This is a genomic window from Kitasatospora purpeofusca, assembly GCF_000718025.1.
In the GTDB taxonomy this organism is placed as follows: domain Bacteria; phylum Actinomycetota; class Actinomycetes; order Streptomycetales; family Streptomycetaceae; genus Kitasatospora; species Kitasatospora purpeofusca.
In genome coordinates this window covers 95,559-111,335 of record NZ_JODS01000013.1, presented here as the reverse complement: position 1 = coordinate 111,335, position 15,777 = coordinate 95,559, and the positions used below count along the sequence as shown (strand labels likewise).

Annotated in this window: 14 protein-coding genes and 1 pseudogene; 7 read left to right on the top strand and 8 right to left on the bottom strand. The window is 73.5% G+C overall.

What is annotated here, in order from left to right; genetic code table 11:
- Window positions 1-89: 89 nt before the first annotated feature.
- Window positions 90-773 (top strand): TetR/AcrR family transcriptional regulator, encoded by a 684-nt coding sequence (locus IF01_RS0119920; RefSeq protein WP_051755722.1) that lies wholly within the window; start codon window positions 90-92, stop codon window positions 771-773.
- Window positions 774-977: 204 nt separating this feature from the next.
- Entirely contained in the window at window positions 978-2,594 is a 1,617-nt protein-coding gene (locus tag IF01_RS0119915) for an alpha/beta fold hydrolase (protein ID WP_030394811.1), read from the top strand.
- A 216-nt stretch (window positions 2,595-2,810) separates the two neighbouring features.
- On the opposite strand, the pseudogene IF01_RS0119910 reads toward IF01_RS0119915, so the two are convergent.
- Window positions 2,811-3,323: pseudogene (locus tag IF01_RS0119910) on the bottom strand (MarR family winged helix-turn-helix transcriptional regulator); the annotation flags it as partial.
- Between the two features lie 89 nt (window positions 3,324-3,412).
- Between IF01_RS0119910 and IF01_RS0119905 the strand changes: the two are divergent.
- From IF01_RS0119905 to IF01_RS0119890, 4 genes are all read left to right on the top strand, one after another.
- The gene (locus IF01_RS0119905; RefSeq protein WP_063764255.1) at window positions 3,413-4,807 is read left to right on the top strand and encodes an MFS transporter; all 1,395 of its coding nucleotides are present in this window, start codon (window positions 3,413-3,415) and stop codon (window positions 4,805-4,807) included.
- Entirely contained in the window at window positions 4,804-5,817 is a 1,014-nt protein-coding gene (locus IF01_RS0119900) for a YdcF family protein (RefSeq protein WP_030394808.1), read from the top strand. Before IF01_RS0119905 ends, IF01_RS0119900 begins: the two co-directional genes overlap by 4 nt.
- A 149-nt stretch (window positions 5,818-5,966) precedes the next feature.
- A complete protein-coding gene (locus IF01_RS0119895; protein WP_037780365.1) occupies window positions 5,967-7,487 on the top strand; it encodes an extracellular catalytic domain type 1 short-chain-length polyhydroxyalkanoate depolymerase in 1,521 nt (506 codons plus the stop codon).
- A 98-nt stretch (window positions 7,488-7,585) separates the two neighbouring features.
- On the top strand, window positions 7,586-8,275 hold the full coding sequence (locus tag IF01_RS0119890; RefSeq protein ID WP_030394806.1) for a DUF6445 family protein: 690 nt from the start codon (window positions 7,586-7,588) through the stop codon (window positions 8,273-8,275).
- Between the two features lie 114 nt (window positions 8,276-8,389).
- On the opposite strand, the gene IF01_RS51065 is transcribed toward IF01_RS0119890, so the two are convergent.
- A complete protein-coding gene (locus IF01_RS51065) occupies window positions 8,390-8,524 on the bottom strand; it encodes a hypothetical protein (RefSeq protein ID WP_279617269.1) in 135 nt (44 codons plus the stop codon).
- A 298-nt stretch (window positions 8,525-8,822) separates the two neighbouring features.
- Here IF01_RS51065 and murQ point away from each other — a divergent pair, with 298 nt between their 5' ends.
- Complete coding sequence (murQ, locus tag IF01_RS0119880) at window positions 8,823-9,740, top strand: N-acetylmuramic acid 6-phosphate etherase (RefSeq protein WP_037780363.1); 918 nt, start codon at window positions 8,823-8,825, stop codon at window positions 9,738-9,740.
- A gap of 91 nt (window positions 9,741-9,831) precedes the next feature.
- Here the strand turns inward: murQ and IF01_RS0119875 are convergent, their stop codons facing one another.
- From IF01_RS0119875 to IF01_RS0119850, 6 genes are all read right to left on the bottom strand, one after another.
- Entirely contained in the window at window positions 9,832-10,158 is a 327-nt protein-coding gene (locus tag IF01_RS0119875) for a hypothetical protein (protein ID WP_030394804.1), read from the bottom strand.
- A 299-nt stretch (window positions 10,159-10,457) separates the two neighbouring features.
- Entirely contained in the window at window positions 10,458-10,694 is a 237-nt protein-coding gene (locus IF01_RS0119870) for a hypothetical protein (protein WP_030394803.1), read from the bottom strand.
- Between the two features lie 212 nt (window positions 10,695-10,906).
- On the bottom strand, window positions 10,907-12,172 hold the full coding sequence (locus tag IF01_RS0119865; protein WP_030394802.1) for a sugar ABC transporter permease: 1,266 nt from the start codon (window positions 12,170-12,172) through the stop codon (window positions 10,907-10,909).
- Entirely contained in the window at window positions 12,169-12,957 is a 789-nt protein-coding gene (locus IF01_RS0119860; RefSeq protein ID WP_078880117.1) for an ATP-binding cassette domain-containing protein, read from the bottom strand. The genes IF01_RS0119865 and IF01_RS0119860 overlap by 4 nt, the downstream gene beginning before the upstream one ends.
- Window positions 12,958-13,116: 159 nt before the next feature.
- Window positions 13,117-14,211 (bottom strand): sugar ABC transporter substrate-binding protein, encoded by a 1,095-nt coding sequence (locus IF01_RS0119855; RefSeq protein ID WP_030394800.1) that lies wholly within the window; start codon window positions 14,209-14,211, stop codon window positions 13,117-13,119.
- A gap of 344 nt (window positions 14,212-14,555) precedes the next feature.
- The gene (locus IF01_RS0119850; RefSeq protein WP_037780360.1) at window positions 14,556-15,683 is read right to left on the bottom strand and encodes an AraC family transcriptional regulator; all 1,128 of its coding nucleotides are present in this window, start codon (window positions 15,681-15,683) and stop codon (window positions 14,556-14,558) included.
- Between the last annotated feature and the right edge of the window lie 94 nt (window positions 15,684-15,777).

Below are 15,777 nucleotides of genomic sequence, written 5' to 3'. Positions count from 1 at the left end.
ACCTAACGGTGTTAGATTGCAAGTGGAATACCGGCCCGTCCCGGCCCGGGGCCCGCGGCCCGACCCGCCCGACGAACAGCGAGGACCTCATGCCGGCCGACGAGGACGACGCCACCCAGCCCGGACTCACCCGCGACGCCCTCGCCCAAGCAGCCCTGCGGGTACTTGAGCGCGAGGGCCTGGCCGGCCTGTCGATGCGCAAGGTCGCCGCCGAGGTCGGGGTCAAGGCCGCCTCGCTGTACTGGCACGTCCGCAACAAGGAGGAACTGCTCGACCTCCTGAACGACGCGCTGATGGCCGACGCCGAGGCCCCGCCGCGTTCCGGCGACTGGCGCACCCAGCTGCGCGGCTACTGCCAGCGCTACCGCGCCCATCTGCTGGGCCGGCGGGACGCGGCCAAGGTGGTCGCGGGCCGGCTCGCCCCGGGTCCGCACCTGCTGCGGCTGATGGAGGACCAGCTCGACCGGCTGCGGGAGGCGGGCTTCTCCCCCGCCGACAGCGCGATGATCTCCTACCTGCTCGGCGCGTACGTCCAGGGCTTCGTCCTCCAGGAGCAGTCCCCGATGGCGGCCGCCGAGACCGCGGGCGCCGGTCGGCGCGAGGTGGCCGACGCCGCCGCCGAACGCTTCCGCGCGCTGCCCGTCGCGGAGTTCCCCAACCTCGTCGCGATGGCCGACGACCTCACCGGCCCCGACCTGGACGCCCGGTTCGGCTTCGGCCTCGAGCGCATCCTCGACGGACTCGCCGCGCTGCTGCCGCCGGACCGCCGCTGAGCCGTGCGCGCGACCGTGCGCGCGACCGTGCGCGCGACCGTCCGCGCGACCGGCCGACCGGAACGGGCAGTGACGACCCATCAACGTTCCGCACACGGGGGGTGACAGGGCCGCCCGGCGGGCCGACACTGGGAGGAAGAAGCTCCCACGTCAATGGGTCGGCCGGTGCCGGCCGGTACCGGCCGCCGAGAGGGCAGGCCGGCCATGAGTACGCCGTCCTCCAGACTCCCGATCGTCTATGTCCGGGGATACGCCGGTGGCACCCCCGGGATCGAGAAGGCCGTGACGGATCCGTTCTACGGATTCAACGAAGGCTCGACGCACATCCGCGTCGGGCGCCAGGACTCCCCCGTCTTCTACCAGTTCGAAAGCCCGTTAGTACGCCTGCTCACCGACGAGGGCTACCGCGTCTTCGTCGAGGGCGGCCAGGAGGCCTATCTGGCGAACCACCCCAAGGACATCCGCCCCGACAGCATCTGGATCCACCGCTTCTACGACCGCTGCTCCGGCACCTGGGGCGCCGAACCCGAGGCATTCAGCCTGGAGCACGCCGCCGAGGACCTCCTCCGCCTGATCGAGGACCTCCAGGAGCGCACCGGCGCACCGCAGGTCCACCTGGTCGCCCACTCGATGGGCGGACTGATCTGCCGCTGCCTGCTCCAGAAGGTCATCCCCGAGCAGCGCAAGGGGAAGCGCGCCACCGACTACGTGTCGAAACTGTTCACCTACGGCACGCCGCACGGCGGCATCACCTTCGCCGTCGGCTTCGGCATCCCCGAAGCCCTGCGCGACACCTTCGACTTCAACGGCTCCGACATCTTCGGACCCGACCGGATGTACCAGTACCTGACGCCGGACCCCGATCCGGACGGGCCGCCGGAGGGCTGGCGGGCCGTCGACATGCCGGACGACGACGGCAGCGGGACACCCCAGGAGGCCGCGGGCGGGTTCCCGCTCGACCGGATCTTCTGCATGATCGGCACCGACTCCGACGACTACGACGTCGCCCACGGCGTCTCGGCCTCGGCCGTCGGCCCGCGCAGCGACGGCCTGGTGCAGATCGAGAACGCCCAGGTCACCGGCGCCAACCGGGCGTTCACGCACCGCAGCCACAGCGGCCGGTACGGACTGGTCAACTCCGAGGAGGGGTACCAGAACCTGCGCCGCTTCCTGTTCGGCGACCTCCGGGCCCGGGTCGACCTGGTCGACGTGCAACTCCCCGACCGCGACCCGGACGTCACCTGGCAGGCCGAGGTACGGCTACAGGTCCGCGGACTGCCGGTACTGCTGCACGAACGCGCCGCCCCTCACTGGTGCCCGATCCAGCTCTCCGACCCCACCTCGGCCACCCGTCAGGCCCGGGCCACCAGGGACGGCGCCGTCCAGCTGGCGACCACCTTCCTCTCCAGCAAGCTGCTCCCGCCCCGCGAGGACGCGGAGCGCGCGGCGGTGGACGCGGCCGCGGACCCCGAACGGCCGGGCGCGAGCGAACCGGTGCGGTTCGCCCTCGACCTGCGGGTGCTCGGACTCAAGGAGCACAACGGGTTCTTCGGCTTCGGCGACCATCTGGAGCAGACCGCCGACTTCGCGGACACCCTGATCGTCGACGTGGACACCGACTCCCCGCGTCCGGCGGCCTGGGCGCACTGGAACTCCGAGGTGGTCGGCGCGATCCGGGACCTCCACCCGACCGGCCCGCCACTGCCCGACGAGGACCCGCGGGCCGATGCCTGGCTCGCCAACATCCCCCTGCCGGCCACCACCGGCCCGATCCTCGGCCCCGACGCCCGGATCCGGCTCACGGTCGGCCCCTGGAGCTGACCCCGGCGTCGGCCTTGGGCCTTGGCCTTGGGCCTTGGCCTTGGGCCTTGGCCTTGGGCCTTGGCCTTGGGCCTGACCCTAGCCGTGCCAGTCGGCCGTCGGGGGGTCCGTCCTCGGCTCGGCACCGCCGTCGGTCCAGGCCGCGGCCGCCGGGCCGAGCCGGGGGTCGGCGCCGGGCTGCGGTCCGGCGAGCGATCCGGGCTCCGGCGGCGGCCCCTCGGCGACCAGCAGCACCCGGCGCAGCAGATCGGCGAGCTGGCGGCGCTCGGCCGGGGAGAGCACACCGAGCAGCCGGTGCTCCTCCCGGCCGACCACGTCCAGCGCCCGCGCCCAGGCCAGTCGGCCCTGCTCGGTCAGTTCGACGTCCACCCGGCGGCGGTCGTCGCTGGAGGGCGTGCGGACGATGAACCCGCGCCGTTCCAGTGCTTCCAGACGCCCGGTCACCGAGGCGGGCGCCAGGCCGAGGTCACCGCGCAGCTCGGACGGGGTGGCCCGGCCGCCGCGGCCGGCCAGCCCGTGCAGGGTGTCGAACTCGTGCTTCTGCAGTCCGAAGTCGGCCACACCCTGCTCGCGGACCCGGCCGAGGTGCCGGGTGAGCTTGCTCATCCGGGTGACGGCGCCCTCGACGTCCGGGTCCAGGTGCGGCAGTACCGGCCGCCAGCGTTCGACGTGGCCGTCGGTCCAGTCACGGGGGCGGTCGGCCGCCGTCCGGTGCGTCGCGGGTGTCATGCCCCCGAGTCTAGGCGGCCCCGGACCAGGGGTTTTTCGGCTCCCAATATTTCGTTGACGAAATTTCGGCACCGAAATACAGTGCTCCCGTGACTTCGACCCACCACCCGCACCCGCTGCGCCTGCCCGCCTTCCGGCTGCTCTTCCTCGGCCGGACGATCTCTACCCTCGGGGACGCCGTCGTCCCCGCCGCGCTCGCCATCGCCGTCACCCGGGCGACCGGCTCCTCCTCCGCGCTGGCCCTGGTCCTGGGCTGTGCGATGGTCCCGCGCCTGCTGCTGCTCCCGCTGGGCGGCGTCGTCGGGGACCGCGTCGACCCCAGGCTGGTCGCGCTCGTCACCGACCTGGTCCGGGCCGCCGCCCAGATCGCCGTCGGCATCGAACTCCTCGGCGGCCGGCCCAGCCTGGCCGCCGTAGCGGCCGCCGAGGCGGTCGGCGGGATCGCCTCGGCGTTCGCCATGCCGACCGCCAGTCCACTGGTCGCGGCCGCCGTGGACGGCCCGCAGCGGATGCGCGCCAACGCCCTGCTGGCCTCGGCCGTGAACGGAGCCCGGCTCGGCGGCCCGGCCCTGGCCGGCCTCCTCGTCCTGACCGCGGGCCCCGGCTGGGCGTTCCTGCTGGACGGCGCCTCCTTCCTGGTCAGCGCGGCGCTGCTGACACGGCTGAAGGTGCAGCACACCCCCGCCGAGCGCAGGTCGCTGCGCGCCGACCTGCTCCGGGGCTGGAGCGAGGTGCGCTCGCGCGACTGGTACTGGACCAGCCTGATCGGCCACGCCGTGTGGAACGGCGCTGCCGCCGTCCTGCTCACCCTCGGGCCGCTGATCGCCTCCCGGCGGATGGGCGGGGAGGGCGTGTGGATCGCGATGACCCAGGCCGCCGCCTTCGGTGTGCTGGCCGGTTCGCTGCTCGCCGGCCGGTACCGGCCAAGGCGTCCGCTGCTGGTCGCCTCCCTCGGCCTCGCCCTGTACGCCCTGCCGCTGGTCGCCCTGGCGGTGACGGCGCCCGCACCGGTCACCGTCGCCTCGTACGCCCTGGCGATGACCGGGCTGGGCTTCCTCAACCCGGTGTGGCAGACCGTGGTGCAGCAGGAGTTCCCGCCGCAGGTGCTGGCCCGGGTCACCTCCTACGACTGGCTGCTGTCGCTCGCCGCCGCCCCGCTGGGGTACACGCTCGCACCGCTGGCCGCCGACGCCTGGGGGAGCACCGGGCCGCTGCTGGTCACGGCCGCCCTGGTCACGCTGGCCTGCGGCGGGGCGGCCCTCGTCCCGGGCGTCCGCCGGGTCGGGCGCACCACGGACGCACACGACCTGACGGAGGGTCCGGCGAGCGGCCTGACGAACGGTCCGACCGGCGACCTCACGGACGGCCGACGCTCCTTGGACAAGGGCCCGGGGGCGGTCGGCCCCGAGGTCACCGGGGCGTCCTCCACGACTCAGGAGGCCACGGTCGGGGCCGCTCGGCGGGACCCTACGATACGGAGATGATCGCCTATGCCCCAGCGGCCTTCTTCTTCCTCCTCTGCGGAATCGGAGTCCTGCGCGACCGACGCAAGTTCAGCAACGCCGTACTGCTCGGCATCGGGGTCTCCCTGCTGGCCCTGGCGCTGATCGCGGAGGTGCGCCGGGCGCCGACCCTGGTGGCCGAGCTGACGGTGGCCGTCATCGCCCTGCTGCCGACGGTCGGCACGGTGGCCCTGGTCTGGTTCCTCCTCTCCAACGGAGTGACGATGATCCGCAAGGAGGGCCGGCGGCCGGCGAACCTGCTCTCGCTGCTCGCCGGCCTCGGCATCCTCGCGCTGATCGGTCTGCTCGGAGCGGCCGTCGTCACCGACTCCCCGCGCCTCGCCGTCCTCGCCGCCACGGCGCTCCTGGTGGTCGGCTACGTGGCCTTCCTCTTCGTCTGCTTCGTCGGCTACGCCTTCCTCTACCAGCGCCACCTGCCGCGCGGGGACGTGGACTTCGTGGTGGTCCTGGGCTCCGGGCTGGTCGGCGGCGACCGGGTGCCGCCGCTGCTCGCCAGCCGGCTCCACCGCGGCCGCGCGCTGTACGAGACGCAGACGGCGCGGGGCAACCCGCCGGTGCTGATCACCTCGGGCGGCCAGGGACCGGACGAGAAGCTGCCGGAGTCCCACGCCATGGCGGACTACCTGCTCGAACGCGGCTTCCCCGCCGAGCACCTGACGCGCGAGGACCGTTCCCGGACCACCGAGGAGAACCTTCTCTTCAGCAAGGAGATCATGGAGGGGGCGAAGCCCGACTACCGCTGTGTGATCGTCACCAACAACTTCCACGCCTTCCGGGCCGCGCTGACCGCCCGCACGACCGGGGTCAACGGTCAGGTCTGCGGCTCCCCCACCGCCCGGTACTACTGGCCGAGCGCGACGATCCGCGAGTTCGCCGCCGTCTTCCTGTCCCACAAACTGGTCAACTTCGGGATCTGCGGCTTCGTCGCCGTGTGCGGCCTCGTCGCCGCGGCGCTGAGCCCCGGCGCCTGACCGCACCTCGGTCCGTGGGTGGCGCCGCCATGGCGGCGCCACCCACGACCGGTCCTCGCAGGACGGCCGCCCGCCACATGGCGGCCCGGGGGCGGGCGCGGCACCCTGCACGGCAAGGTCCGTACTCCTCCCCCACCCCGGAGTCCCCGATGGCCGTGTCCCCCACCGCTCCACCCGCCGCTCCACCGACCGACCGCCGCATCCACCGGGCGGGCCGCGCCGGCCGCGCCGCCCTCGTCGCCCTGCTCACCGCGGCGGCGCTGCTGCTCCCCGGCACGTCGACGCCCGCGAGCGCCGGACCCGCGCCCGTACCCACCGCAGCGGCCGGCACCTTCCAGCAGGTCACCGGGTTCGGCAGCAACCCCGGCAACCTCGCGATGTACACCTACGCCCCGGCCGGGCTGCCCGGCGGCGCGCCTCTGGTGGTCGCCCTGCACGGCTGCACCCAGACCGCCGACGACTACTACCGGCACTCCGGCTGGCCCGAACTGGCCGACCGGTACGGCTTCGCCGTGGTCTTCCCGCAGACCGGCGCCGCCAACAACCCGCTCTCCTGCTTCCGCTGGTTCGACGCCGCGCAGAACTCCCGGGGCGTCGGCGAGGCGGCCTCCGTGCTCCAGATGGTCACCAGGGCCGGGGCCCTGTTCGGCACGGACCGCGGCCGGGTGTTCGTCACCGGCCTGTCCGCCGGGGGCGGGATGGCCGCCGACCTGCTGGCCGACTATCCGGACGTGTTCGCCGGCGGGGCCGTCGACGCCGGTCCGCCCGCGCACTGCGCCGCCGCCCTGTCCGCTGCCTCGTCCTGCCAGAACGACGACCAGCGTCTCACCCCGGCCCAGTGGGCGGAGAAGGTCCGCCGCGCCGACCCCGGCCACCCCGGGCCGTGGCCCCGGGTGGCGATCTGGCAGGGCACCGCGGACACCACCGTCCGACCGGTCAACGCCACCGAACTGCGCGACCAGTGGACGGAGGTGTGGGGGATCGGCCAGACCCCCTCCGGCATCCGGAGCCTGCCCGGCGGCACCACCGAGACCCGCTACGACGACGCGGGCGGGCGGCCCGCCGTCGCGCTGTACTCGATCGCGGGCATGGGGCACGGGCTGGCCGTCGCCCCGGGCCCGGGAACCGACAGGTGCGGGTCCACCGGCGCGTACTTCCTGGACGCGATCTGCTCCGGCTACCACACCGCGCTCTTCTGGGGCCTGGACAGCGGCGGGCCGACGGTCCCCGGACTGCCCGCGCCCAGCGGTCTGACCGCCACCGCGACCGGGGGCGACACCGTCGCGCTCGGCTGGCAGCCCGTCACCGGGGCCGTCTCCTACCGGGTCTTCCGGGACGGCGCGCCGGTCGCGGACCCCACCGGCACCGCGTGGACCGACGGCGGTCTGAGCGCCGGTACGGCCTACGCCTACGCGGTGGCCGCGGTCGCCGCCGACGGCACCGCGGGCGCCCGCTCCACCACCGTCACCGTCACCACACCGGGCGGACCGGCCGCGTGCTGGACCACCGACAACTACCACCAGGTGGCGGCCGGGCGCGCGACACTGACCGGCGGTCTGGTGTACGCGCTCGGCTCCGGACAGGCGATGGGGCTGTGGAACACCTTCACCGTCCACACCCTGCGCCGGACCGGCCCCGGCTACTACGTGCTCGCCGACGGCTCCTGCTGAGCGGGACACCTCCGCCTGCCACCACCGACCAGCACCTTGACGAAAGGTTGACCTGCTCACGGCAGAAAGTTGGGGGAGCTCGCTCCTATGGTCGGCCCATGCCTCCACTGCCCCCCGGCCCCGGACGGACCGCCACGCTGCCGGTGCTGCCGTACCGCAAGCCGACACCCGGCCGCGACTACTGGGTGTTCGACGACGTCCTGCCGGACCCGGACGCCGTCCGCCGCCGCTGCCTCGACCGCAACGACTGGACCGAGGGCTACCCCTACCGGCCGGAATCCTGGCCCGGACTGCGCACCATGCCCGGCCTCGAACCCGACGAGCTGGCCCGGGTGGAGGCGCTCGTCCGCAAGGCCACCGGGGCGTCGCGGCTCTGGGTGCAGAGCACCCCGGGCGGCGGCACCCTGAACCACAACTGCATCCAACTGGTGGGCACCGCCGAGTCGGAGTCGCGTCCGCACACCGACTCCCGGGCGCTGTGCCGCTTCGCGGCCGTCCTCTACCTCAGCCCCGGCGCGCCGAAGGACGCCGGCACGGGCTTCTACCGCCAGCAGTTCCCCGGCGGCCGGCTCGGCGGCAACCTGGTCACCGCCCCGCACAACAACCTGGTCGAGGCGCTCGGCACCCGCCGCGTCCCGGCCGACGCCTTCACCGAGGACGTCCGCGTCCCCAACCGCTACAACCGCCTGCTGGTCTACCACGCCAACCTGATCCACAGCGCGACCTCCTACCACGGCCTGACCCTGGAGGAGCGGCGGATGACCGCCGTCTTCTTCTGGATGGCCTGACACCCCGGTCGGAGGACGGCCCCACCCGCGCCCCGGCAGCGGAACGCCGCCCCTCCCTCCCCTCGGGGAGCGAGGGGCGGCGTCCGCACCACCACGGGCATCCGTGGGGACCGCTCAGCACGGGCCGCCGCGGTCCCCCGGGTCGATCTTCGCCGTGGCCACCGCCGGCCCGTCACCGCGGCGGACGGTGGCCCGGTAGTCGCCCGCCGGCTCGTCCGGCAGGGTCGCCGTGCAGACGGTCCGCTCCACCCCGCCGGGCGCTCAGGAACAGCCCGACCCCGGGCACGGCCCCGGTCGCGAGCTCCCCGGCCTTGGAGCACTGGGTGGCGGCGGATCCCCCTCGCCGCTCAGGGCGACGCGGATGTCACCGGTGCTCTCACTCCGACCGGGACACCGTCCCGGGGCAACCGCCCCGCCCACCGGGACCGCCCGAACACCGACCAGCAGTGAACCATCCGGCCCTCCCCATGGCACCCGACCGGCGACGCCCGCGCCCGGGCGGCGGCAGCTCCGGTTGGCGGCGGGTCCGCGCGGGGAGGGGCAGCGTATGGAGAACACCGACCGGCCGGCCACCGAGACGGCGCGACCGGAGTGGGCCGGGATCGACCGGCTGGGCACGGCCGAGCTGCTGCGGCTGCTGAACGCCGAGGACGGCACGGTGGCCGGCGCGGTGGCCCGGGAGCTGCCGAGGATCGCCGTCGTGGTGGACGCCGTCGCCGCGCGGATGGCGCGGGGCGGGCGGCTGGTCTACGCGGGCGCCGGGACGGCCGGGCGGCTGGGAGTGCTGGACGCGAGCGAGTGCCCGCCGACCTTCGGCACCGACCCCGGGCAGGTGGTCGGGCTGATCGCGGGCGGACCGGCGGCGCTGGTGCGCGCGGTGGAGGGGGCGGAGGACCGCCCGGAGCTGGCGGCGGCCGACCTGGCCGCGCTCGCGCTGACGCCCGAGGACACGGTGGTCGGCGTCTCCGCCTCCGGACGCACGCCGTACACGGTGGCGGCGGTCCGGCACGCGCGCCGGGCCGGGGCCCTGGGCGTGGGGCTGGCGGGGGCGGCCGAATCGCCGCTGGTCGCGGCCGCCGAGCTGGGGATCGAGGTGGAGACCGGTCCCGAGGTGCTGGCCGGGTCCACCCGGCTCAAGGCGGGCACGGCGCAGAAGCTGGTGCTGAACCTGATCTCGACGGCGGTCATGGTCCGCCTCGGCCGGACGTACGGGAATCTGATGGTCGACGTCCGGGCCGGCAACGCCAAGCTCCGCGAGCGGGCACGGCGGATCGTCGTCGACATCACCGGCGCCGACGAGGAGACGGCGCGGCGCGCGCTGGCGGCCACCGGCGGCGAGGCGAAGGCCGCCGTCCTGGTGGTGCTGGCCGGGGTGGACGCCCAGGCCGCCGCCCGCCTCCTCGCCGCGGCGGACGGCCGCCTGCGCGAGGCACTGGAGCTGGCACGGGGAGGGCCCGAGCGGTAGTCCTTCGCCAGGGGGACGGCGCCGTCCGAGGTTCGGGGCCACCCGCCGGCCGACTGGAGACGGGTGCCCCCGGACTTCTGCTGCCGCTCTGTCAGGAGAAGATGACGGAACGCATCTTGGTGTCCTCCCCGAGCTTCTTGCCGGGGTCCATGGCGGTATAGGTGTCACCGTTGCAGTCGGTTTCGAGGAACACGGTGGCGGTGGAGACGGTGTAGTTCTCGGGCGAGTTGCCCGGGGCCTCTTCGGTGGTGCCCGGCAGGTTGATGCACACGCCGCTCGTCTGGTCGCTGACGCCGGCGTCCTGACCCGTGCTGGTCTTGTACAGGAAGTCGCCGGTGGTGGAGTGCGCGGAGGTCGGTACGGCCAGGGCCAGGAGCAGCGCGCCGACGGTCGTGCCGAGGGTCCGGTGAAGCCGCATGAGGGCGGTGGTCCTTCTGTGCAGGGGACGGTTCGGCGCGAGCGTGCCCACCGCTCCGCCCCCGCCAACCCGTTTCCGCCCTGATTGCCCCGGTCGGACCAGTGCGGAAACGGTCCTGCGTACGCGGAATCCGCGTTCTGGTCGGTCGTCCGCCGCACGTCGGCGGCCTGGCGCGGCAGCGGCGGGTCGCGCAGGGCCCCGTCCGGGAACGGCGATCGGCACCTCGACCGGTGGTCGAGGTGCCGATGACCCGCTGCTGAACCGGTCGACCGTCCGGGCCCTCCGGCCGTCCGACCGGTTCAGGCCCCCTGGGCGTCCAGCCAGTGCAGCAGCACGGTGCGCTCGGTCTCGGTGCCGACGGGGCTGTCCGGGTCGAGCGCCCAGTGGCGGATCCGGGTCAGGGTCTCCGCGTCGAGGTCGAGGTAGAGGCGCCAGTGGGCGCGGGGGTGGCAGTTGCTGTCACGGGGTTCGCCGCACTCCTGGCAGTGGGTGAAGAAGGCGTCGACCAGACGGTGCACGATCGTCTCGGCGGGCATGGGCGGCGGTACGTCCTCACTCACGGGGTCCCGGGTTCGTCGGGGCCGCCGGACTTCGTGGGTCGGCGGCCCGCAGTCCAGGGTGCGGGGCCGGACCGGCCGGGCGGCAGGGACGAACGTCCCGAGCGGTAGGTCTGCGGCGGGCCCGGGCACGCCGGAGGCCCGGTCCCCGTGGGGGTGGGGACCGGGCCGTACGGGGCGCGCGGCCGGGCTCAGCCCCGGCCGGCGGACTTCTGGGTGCGCCGGGAGACCGAGTCGAGCACCACCGCGCCCAGCAGCACCGCGCCGGTGATCATGTACTGGATGGCCTGGGCCGCGTGCACCATGTCCAGTCCGGTGGTGATCGACTGGATCACCAGCATGCCGAGCAGCGCCGACCAGGTGCTGCCCCGGCCGCCGAAGAGGCTGGTCCCGCCGATGACGGCGGCGGCGATCGCGCTCATCAGCACGTTGCCGCTGCCGAGCAGCTTGTCCGCCGAACCCTGCTGGGAGGCGATGAACAGGCCGCCGAGGCCGGCCAGCATGGCGGAGATCATGAAGACCGAGATCCGGACCCGGGCCACGTTGATGCCGGCCCGGCGGGCCGCCTCGATGCCGCCGCCGACCGCGAAGATCTGCCGGCCGTAGGAGGTGCGGCGGAGCACGAAGTCGGTGAGCGCGACCACGCCGACCAGCACCACCAGGGGCAGCGGCAGACCGCTGTCCTGGTTGAGCGTCCAGGCGGAGACCAGGGCGACCACGGCCAGGGCGCCGGTGCGCAGCGCGATCTCGCCGACCGCCCTGGCCGGCAGGCCGGCGGCGGTGCGGCGGCGGGCGGTGAGCACCTGGGCGGCGCCGTACCCGGCGACGGCGAGGACGGCGAGCAGCCAGGCGAAGAGGATGTCGCCGTCACCGAGGAAGTAGTTGTCCAAGTGGGCGACGACGCCGTCGTTGATGTTGTTGACGGTGCCGAGCTTGCCGAGCACGTAGTCCTGGAGGCCGCTCCAGGCGAGCATGCCGGCCAGGGTGACGACGAACGCGGGGACGCCGATCCGGGCGAAGAAGAAGCCGTGCAGGGCGCCCATCGCACCGGCGGTGAGCAGGGCGAGGAGGATCGCCAGCCATTCGTTCAGGCCCTGGCGCACCGCGAGCACGGAGGTGACGGCGGCGCAGGCACCGGCCACCGAGCCGAGCGAGAGGTCGATCTCGCCGAGCAGCAGGACGAAGACGACACCGACCGAGATCAGGCCGTAGCCGGCGATCCACTTGGTGATGTTGGTCAGGTTGTCGGCCTGGAGGAAGTGGCCGGTGACGCTCTGGAAGATGATCGCGATCAGGATCAGGCCCAGGACGACGGGCAGCGCCCCGAGTTCGCCGCTGCGGATCTTGCGGCGGAACTCGTCCGCGTAGCCGGCGACGCCGCCCTGGCGGACCAGCAGCCGGGGGTCGGCGGCCGGGGCCGGGGTGTCGGCGGCGGGGGTGGTCTGGCTGGTGCTCACTTCGCTTCCTCCGCGATGCGTGCCTGGCGCCGGGTGACGGCATTGTCGGTGGCGCCGGTGATGGCGGAGATGATCTCCTCGGACGTGGTCCCGGCGACCGGGAAGGCGCCGTTGTTGCGGCCGAGCCGCAGCACGGCGACGGTGTCGGCGACCGCGCGGACGTCCGCCATGTTGTGGCTGATCAGGATGACGCCGAGGCCGCGCTGGCGCAGCCGCTCGACGAGGTCCAGGACCTGCGCGGTCTGCTCGACGCCGAGGGCGGCGGTCGGTTCGTCGAGGATGACGATCCGGGGGTCGCCGACCAGGGCGCGGGCGATGGCGACCACCTGGCGCTGGCCGCCGGAGAGGGCGGCGATCGGGATCCGCACGCTCGGGATGCGGATCGACAGGGTGTCCAGGAGTTCCTTGGCGCGCCGCTCCATGGCGACCTCGTCCAGGGTGCCGCGGCGGCGCAGCTCGCGGCCGAGGAAGAGGTTGGCGACGACGTCGAGGTTGTCGCAGAGCGCGAGGTCCTGGTAGACGGTCGCGATGCCGAGGGCCTGGGCGTCCTGGGGGCGGCCGATCCGGACCGGGCGGCCCTCCCAGGTGATGGTGCCCTCGTCGATGGGGTGGACCCCGGCGATCGTCTTGACCAGCGTGGACTTTCCGGCACCGTTGTCGCCGACCAGGGCGACGACCTCACCGGCGTGGACGTCGAGGTCGACGTCGGTGAGTGCCTGGACAGCGCCGAAGCGCTTGGAGACCGCGCGCAGCGCCAGTACGGGTGCGCCTGTCACGTGAACCATCTCCTGCGGGGGTGTGCGTGGCGGGGAGGGGTGGGGTGGGAGCGGGGGGCGACGGCGGGGCGGGCCGCCGTCCGGCGCCGCGCGAGGGCGCCGGACGGACCTCGGCCACCGGCCGTCGGTGATCCTGGGGTCATTGACCCCGGGGTCAGTGACCGGGGGTCACTTCAGACCGGCGGCGGCGCAGGCGGCGGCGTAGTCGGCGGTGCAGATGTCGGCGGCCTTGTAGAGTCCGTCGGCGATCACGGTGGCGGTGATGTTGGCCTTGGTGACGACCTTGGGGTCCAGCAGCTTGGCCGGAATGCCCTTGTCGGTGTCGCTGTCCACGGTGGCGGAGGCGACGGCCTTGACGTCCTTGCCCTGGAGCAGGCTGACGGCGAGCTCGGCGGCGCTGTCGGCGAGCGGCTTGTACGCCTTGTAGATGGTGTAGGCCTGGTCCCCGGCGACGATCCGCTGGATCGCGTCGAGGCCGGCGTCCTGGCCTCCGACCGGGACGTTGACGCCGGCCGCCTTGAGCTGGGTGATGATCGCGCCGGCCATGCCGTCGTTGGCGGAGTAGACCGCCTGGAAGCCGTCCTTGCCCAGCTGGGTGATGGCGGCGCCGGTCTTCTGGCCCGCGACGGTGGGCTTCCACTCACCGGACTGCTCGTACACCACCTTCTTGATCTTGCCGTCGAGCACCTTGTGAGCACCGGACTTGAAGAGCGCCGCGTTCGGGTCGGCCTCGTCGCCGTTGATCATCACGATGTTGGCGTCGGCGGCCTTGGCGCCGAGGGCGTCCAGCAGGGCCTGGCCCTGGAGTTCGCCGACCTTCTCGTTGTCGAAGGAGACGTAGGCGGAGACCGGGCCGGTGGCGAGACGGTCGTAGGCGACGACCTTGACGCCCTTGCCGGCCGCCTCCTTGACCCAGGCCTGGGTGGACTTGGCGTCGAAGGCGTCGAGCACGATCACCTTGACGCCCTCGGCGATCAGGGTGTCGAACTGCTGCTTCTGCTTGGCCGCGCTGCCCTCGGCGTTGCTGTAGCGGACCTTGCAGTCCGGGCAGAGGGCGGTGACCTTGGCCTCGATGAACGGGCGGTCGAAGGACTCGTAGCGGGTGGAGGAGGCGTTCTCCGGCAGCAGCAGGCCGATGGACTTGGAGTCCCCGGAGCTCGCGCTGTCCTTCTTGTCGGCGCCGGCCTTGCCGCAGGCGGCCAGCGAGAGGGCCATCGAGACCGCGGCGGTGCCGACGAGGACGCGACGCATCGTTGCGTTCATGGGGTGGATGCCTCCGTGACAGGGGCCGCAACTCTGCGGCGAGGTGGCAGGAGTTAACCCGGCGCCGTCCTGTGTCGTCAATAAGTAAATTCAAGCTCCGGCGAATCCCTGCTCTTTCGTTATCTTCATGAACGCCAAGCAGGGGTTGAAACTTGGAGGATCCTCCGAGTCAAGACCTGACAGGACATGACAGAGAAGGACGAATCGCCCACGATCAATAGCTGTGACCTGGTACGTACCTGGTGGGCAAACGATTGTTCGCTGCACATACCGACACCCCGGCGGCACGCCGAGGCGCTCTTGACAGGGACAGGACGGGCATACTCAAACGTTCAAGAGTTTGATCATCCGTCAGAGAAGTGGGCCGCCATCCGGTCCCGGTAGCGGCCCGGCGTCGTCCCGAACTGCCGGCTGAAGGCGTGCGAGAGCGCGTACGGCGTCGCATAGCCGACCCGGCGGGCGATGACGTCCAGCGGATCGGCGGTCTGCTGGAGCAGCGCGGCCGCCCGGGTCATCCGCCACCAGGCCAGGTAGGCCATCGGCGCCCGGCCGACCAGGGCGGTGAAGCGGCGGGTCAGCGTCGCCCGGGAGACGCCCGTGCTCGCGGCCAGTTCCTCGACGCTCCACCCCCGCGCCGGATCCTCGTGCAGGGCGCGCAGCGCGCCCGCCACCACCCGGTCACCGAGCGCGGCGGGCCAGCGGCCGCCCGCACCCGGCCCCACCCCGGCGGCGCCCGACTCCGCCGCCGAGCCGGACGGCACCGAGCCCGGCGCTCCCGAACCCGAGGCCGCCGCATCCGCCCCGGCCGCGGTCCGGGGCGAGGCCAGCCAGGCCCGCAGCATGTACACCAGCAGCAGATCGATCAGACTCGGCACGGCGAGCGCCCCGCCCGCCCCGTCGGCGGCCAGTTCCCCGCCCAACAGATCGACCGCCGCCCGGAGTTGGGGGTGGGCTCCGACCCGGTTCGGCAGATGCACCACGTCCGGCAGCTCCAGCATCAGCGGGTGGGACCTGCTGTGCTCCAGGCGGTACTTCCCGCAGAGCAGTTCGGTGATCGGCCCGCTCGCGGTGCCGAGCACCGGCACCGGACCGGGGGCGCCGTCGAGCGGACCCTCCGGAACGGCGGCACCGTCGCGCGGGCCCTCCGGGCTCTCCGGGGCAAGCGGCGGCGTCGGCCGGGCCGCCGCGAGCAGCCGCTCGATCGGCACCGCCAGCGCCGCCGCACCGTGGTCCAGCGGCGCGGACGCGAGCACATGGCCCGTCCCGTGCGGCAGCAGCACGGCGTCGCCCGCCCCGAGCCGGACGGGCTCGCCGCCGTCCGGCAGCAGCCAGCAGCCGCCCTCCAGCACCACATGGAAGCCGGCGCCCTCGTAGGCGGGGATGCGGGCCGACCAGGCCCCGCCGACCCGCAGCCGGTTGGAGGAGGGTCGTCCGATCCGCACCGCCGCGATCGCGTCGCTCACCACGTCCATGACCGCAGAATAGCCGCAGCGGCACACCAGTGAGCCGATTGCGTATCCGATCGAGCCAATCACGTATTGAACCGCTCAGTAACACGCTCCTAGG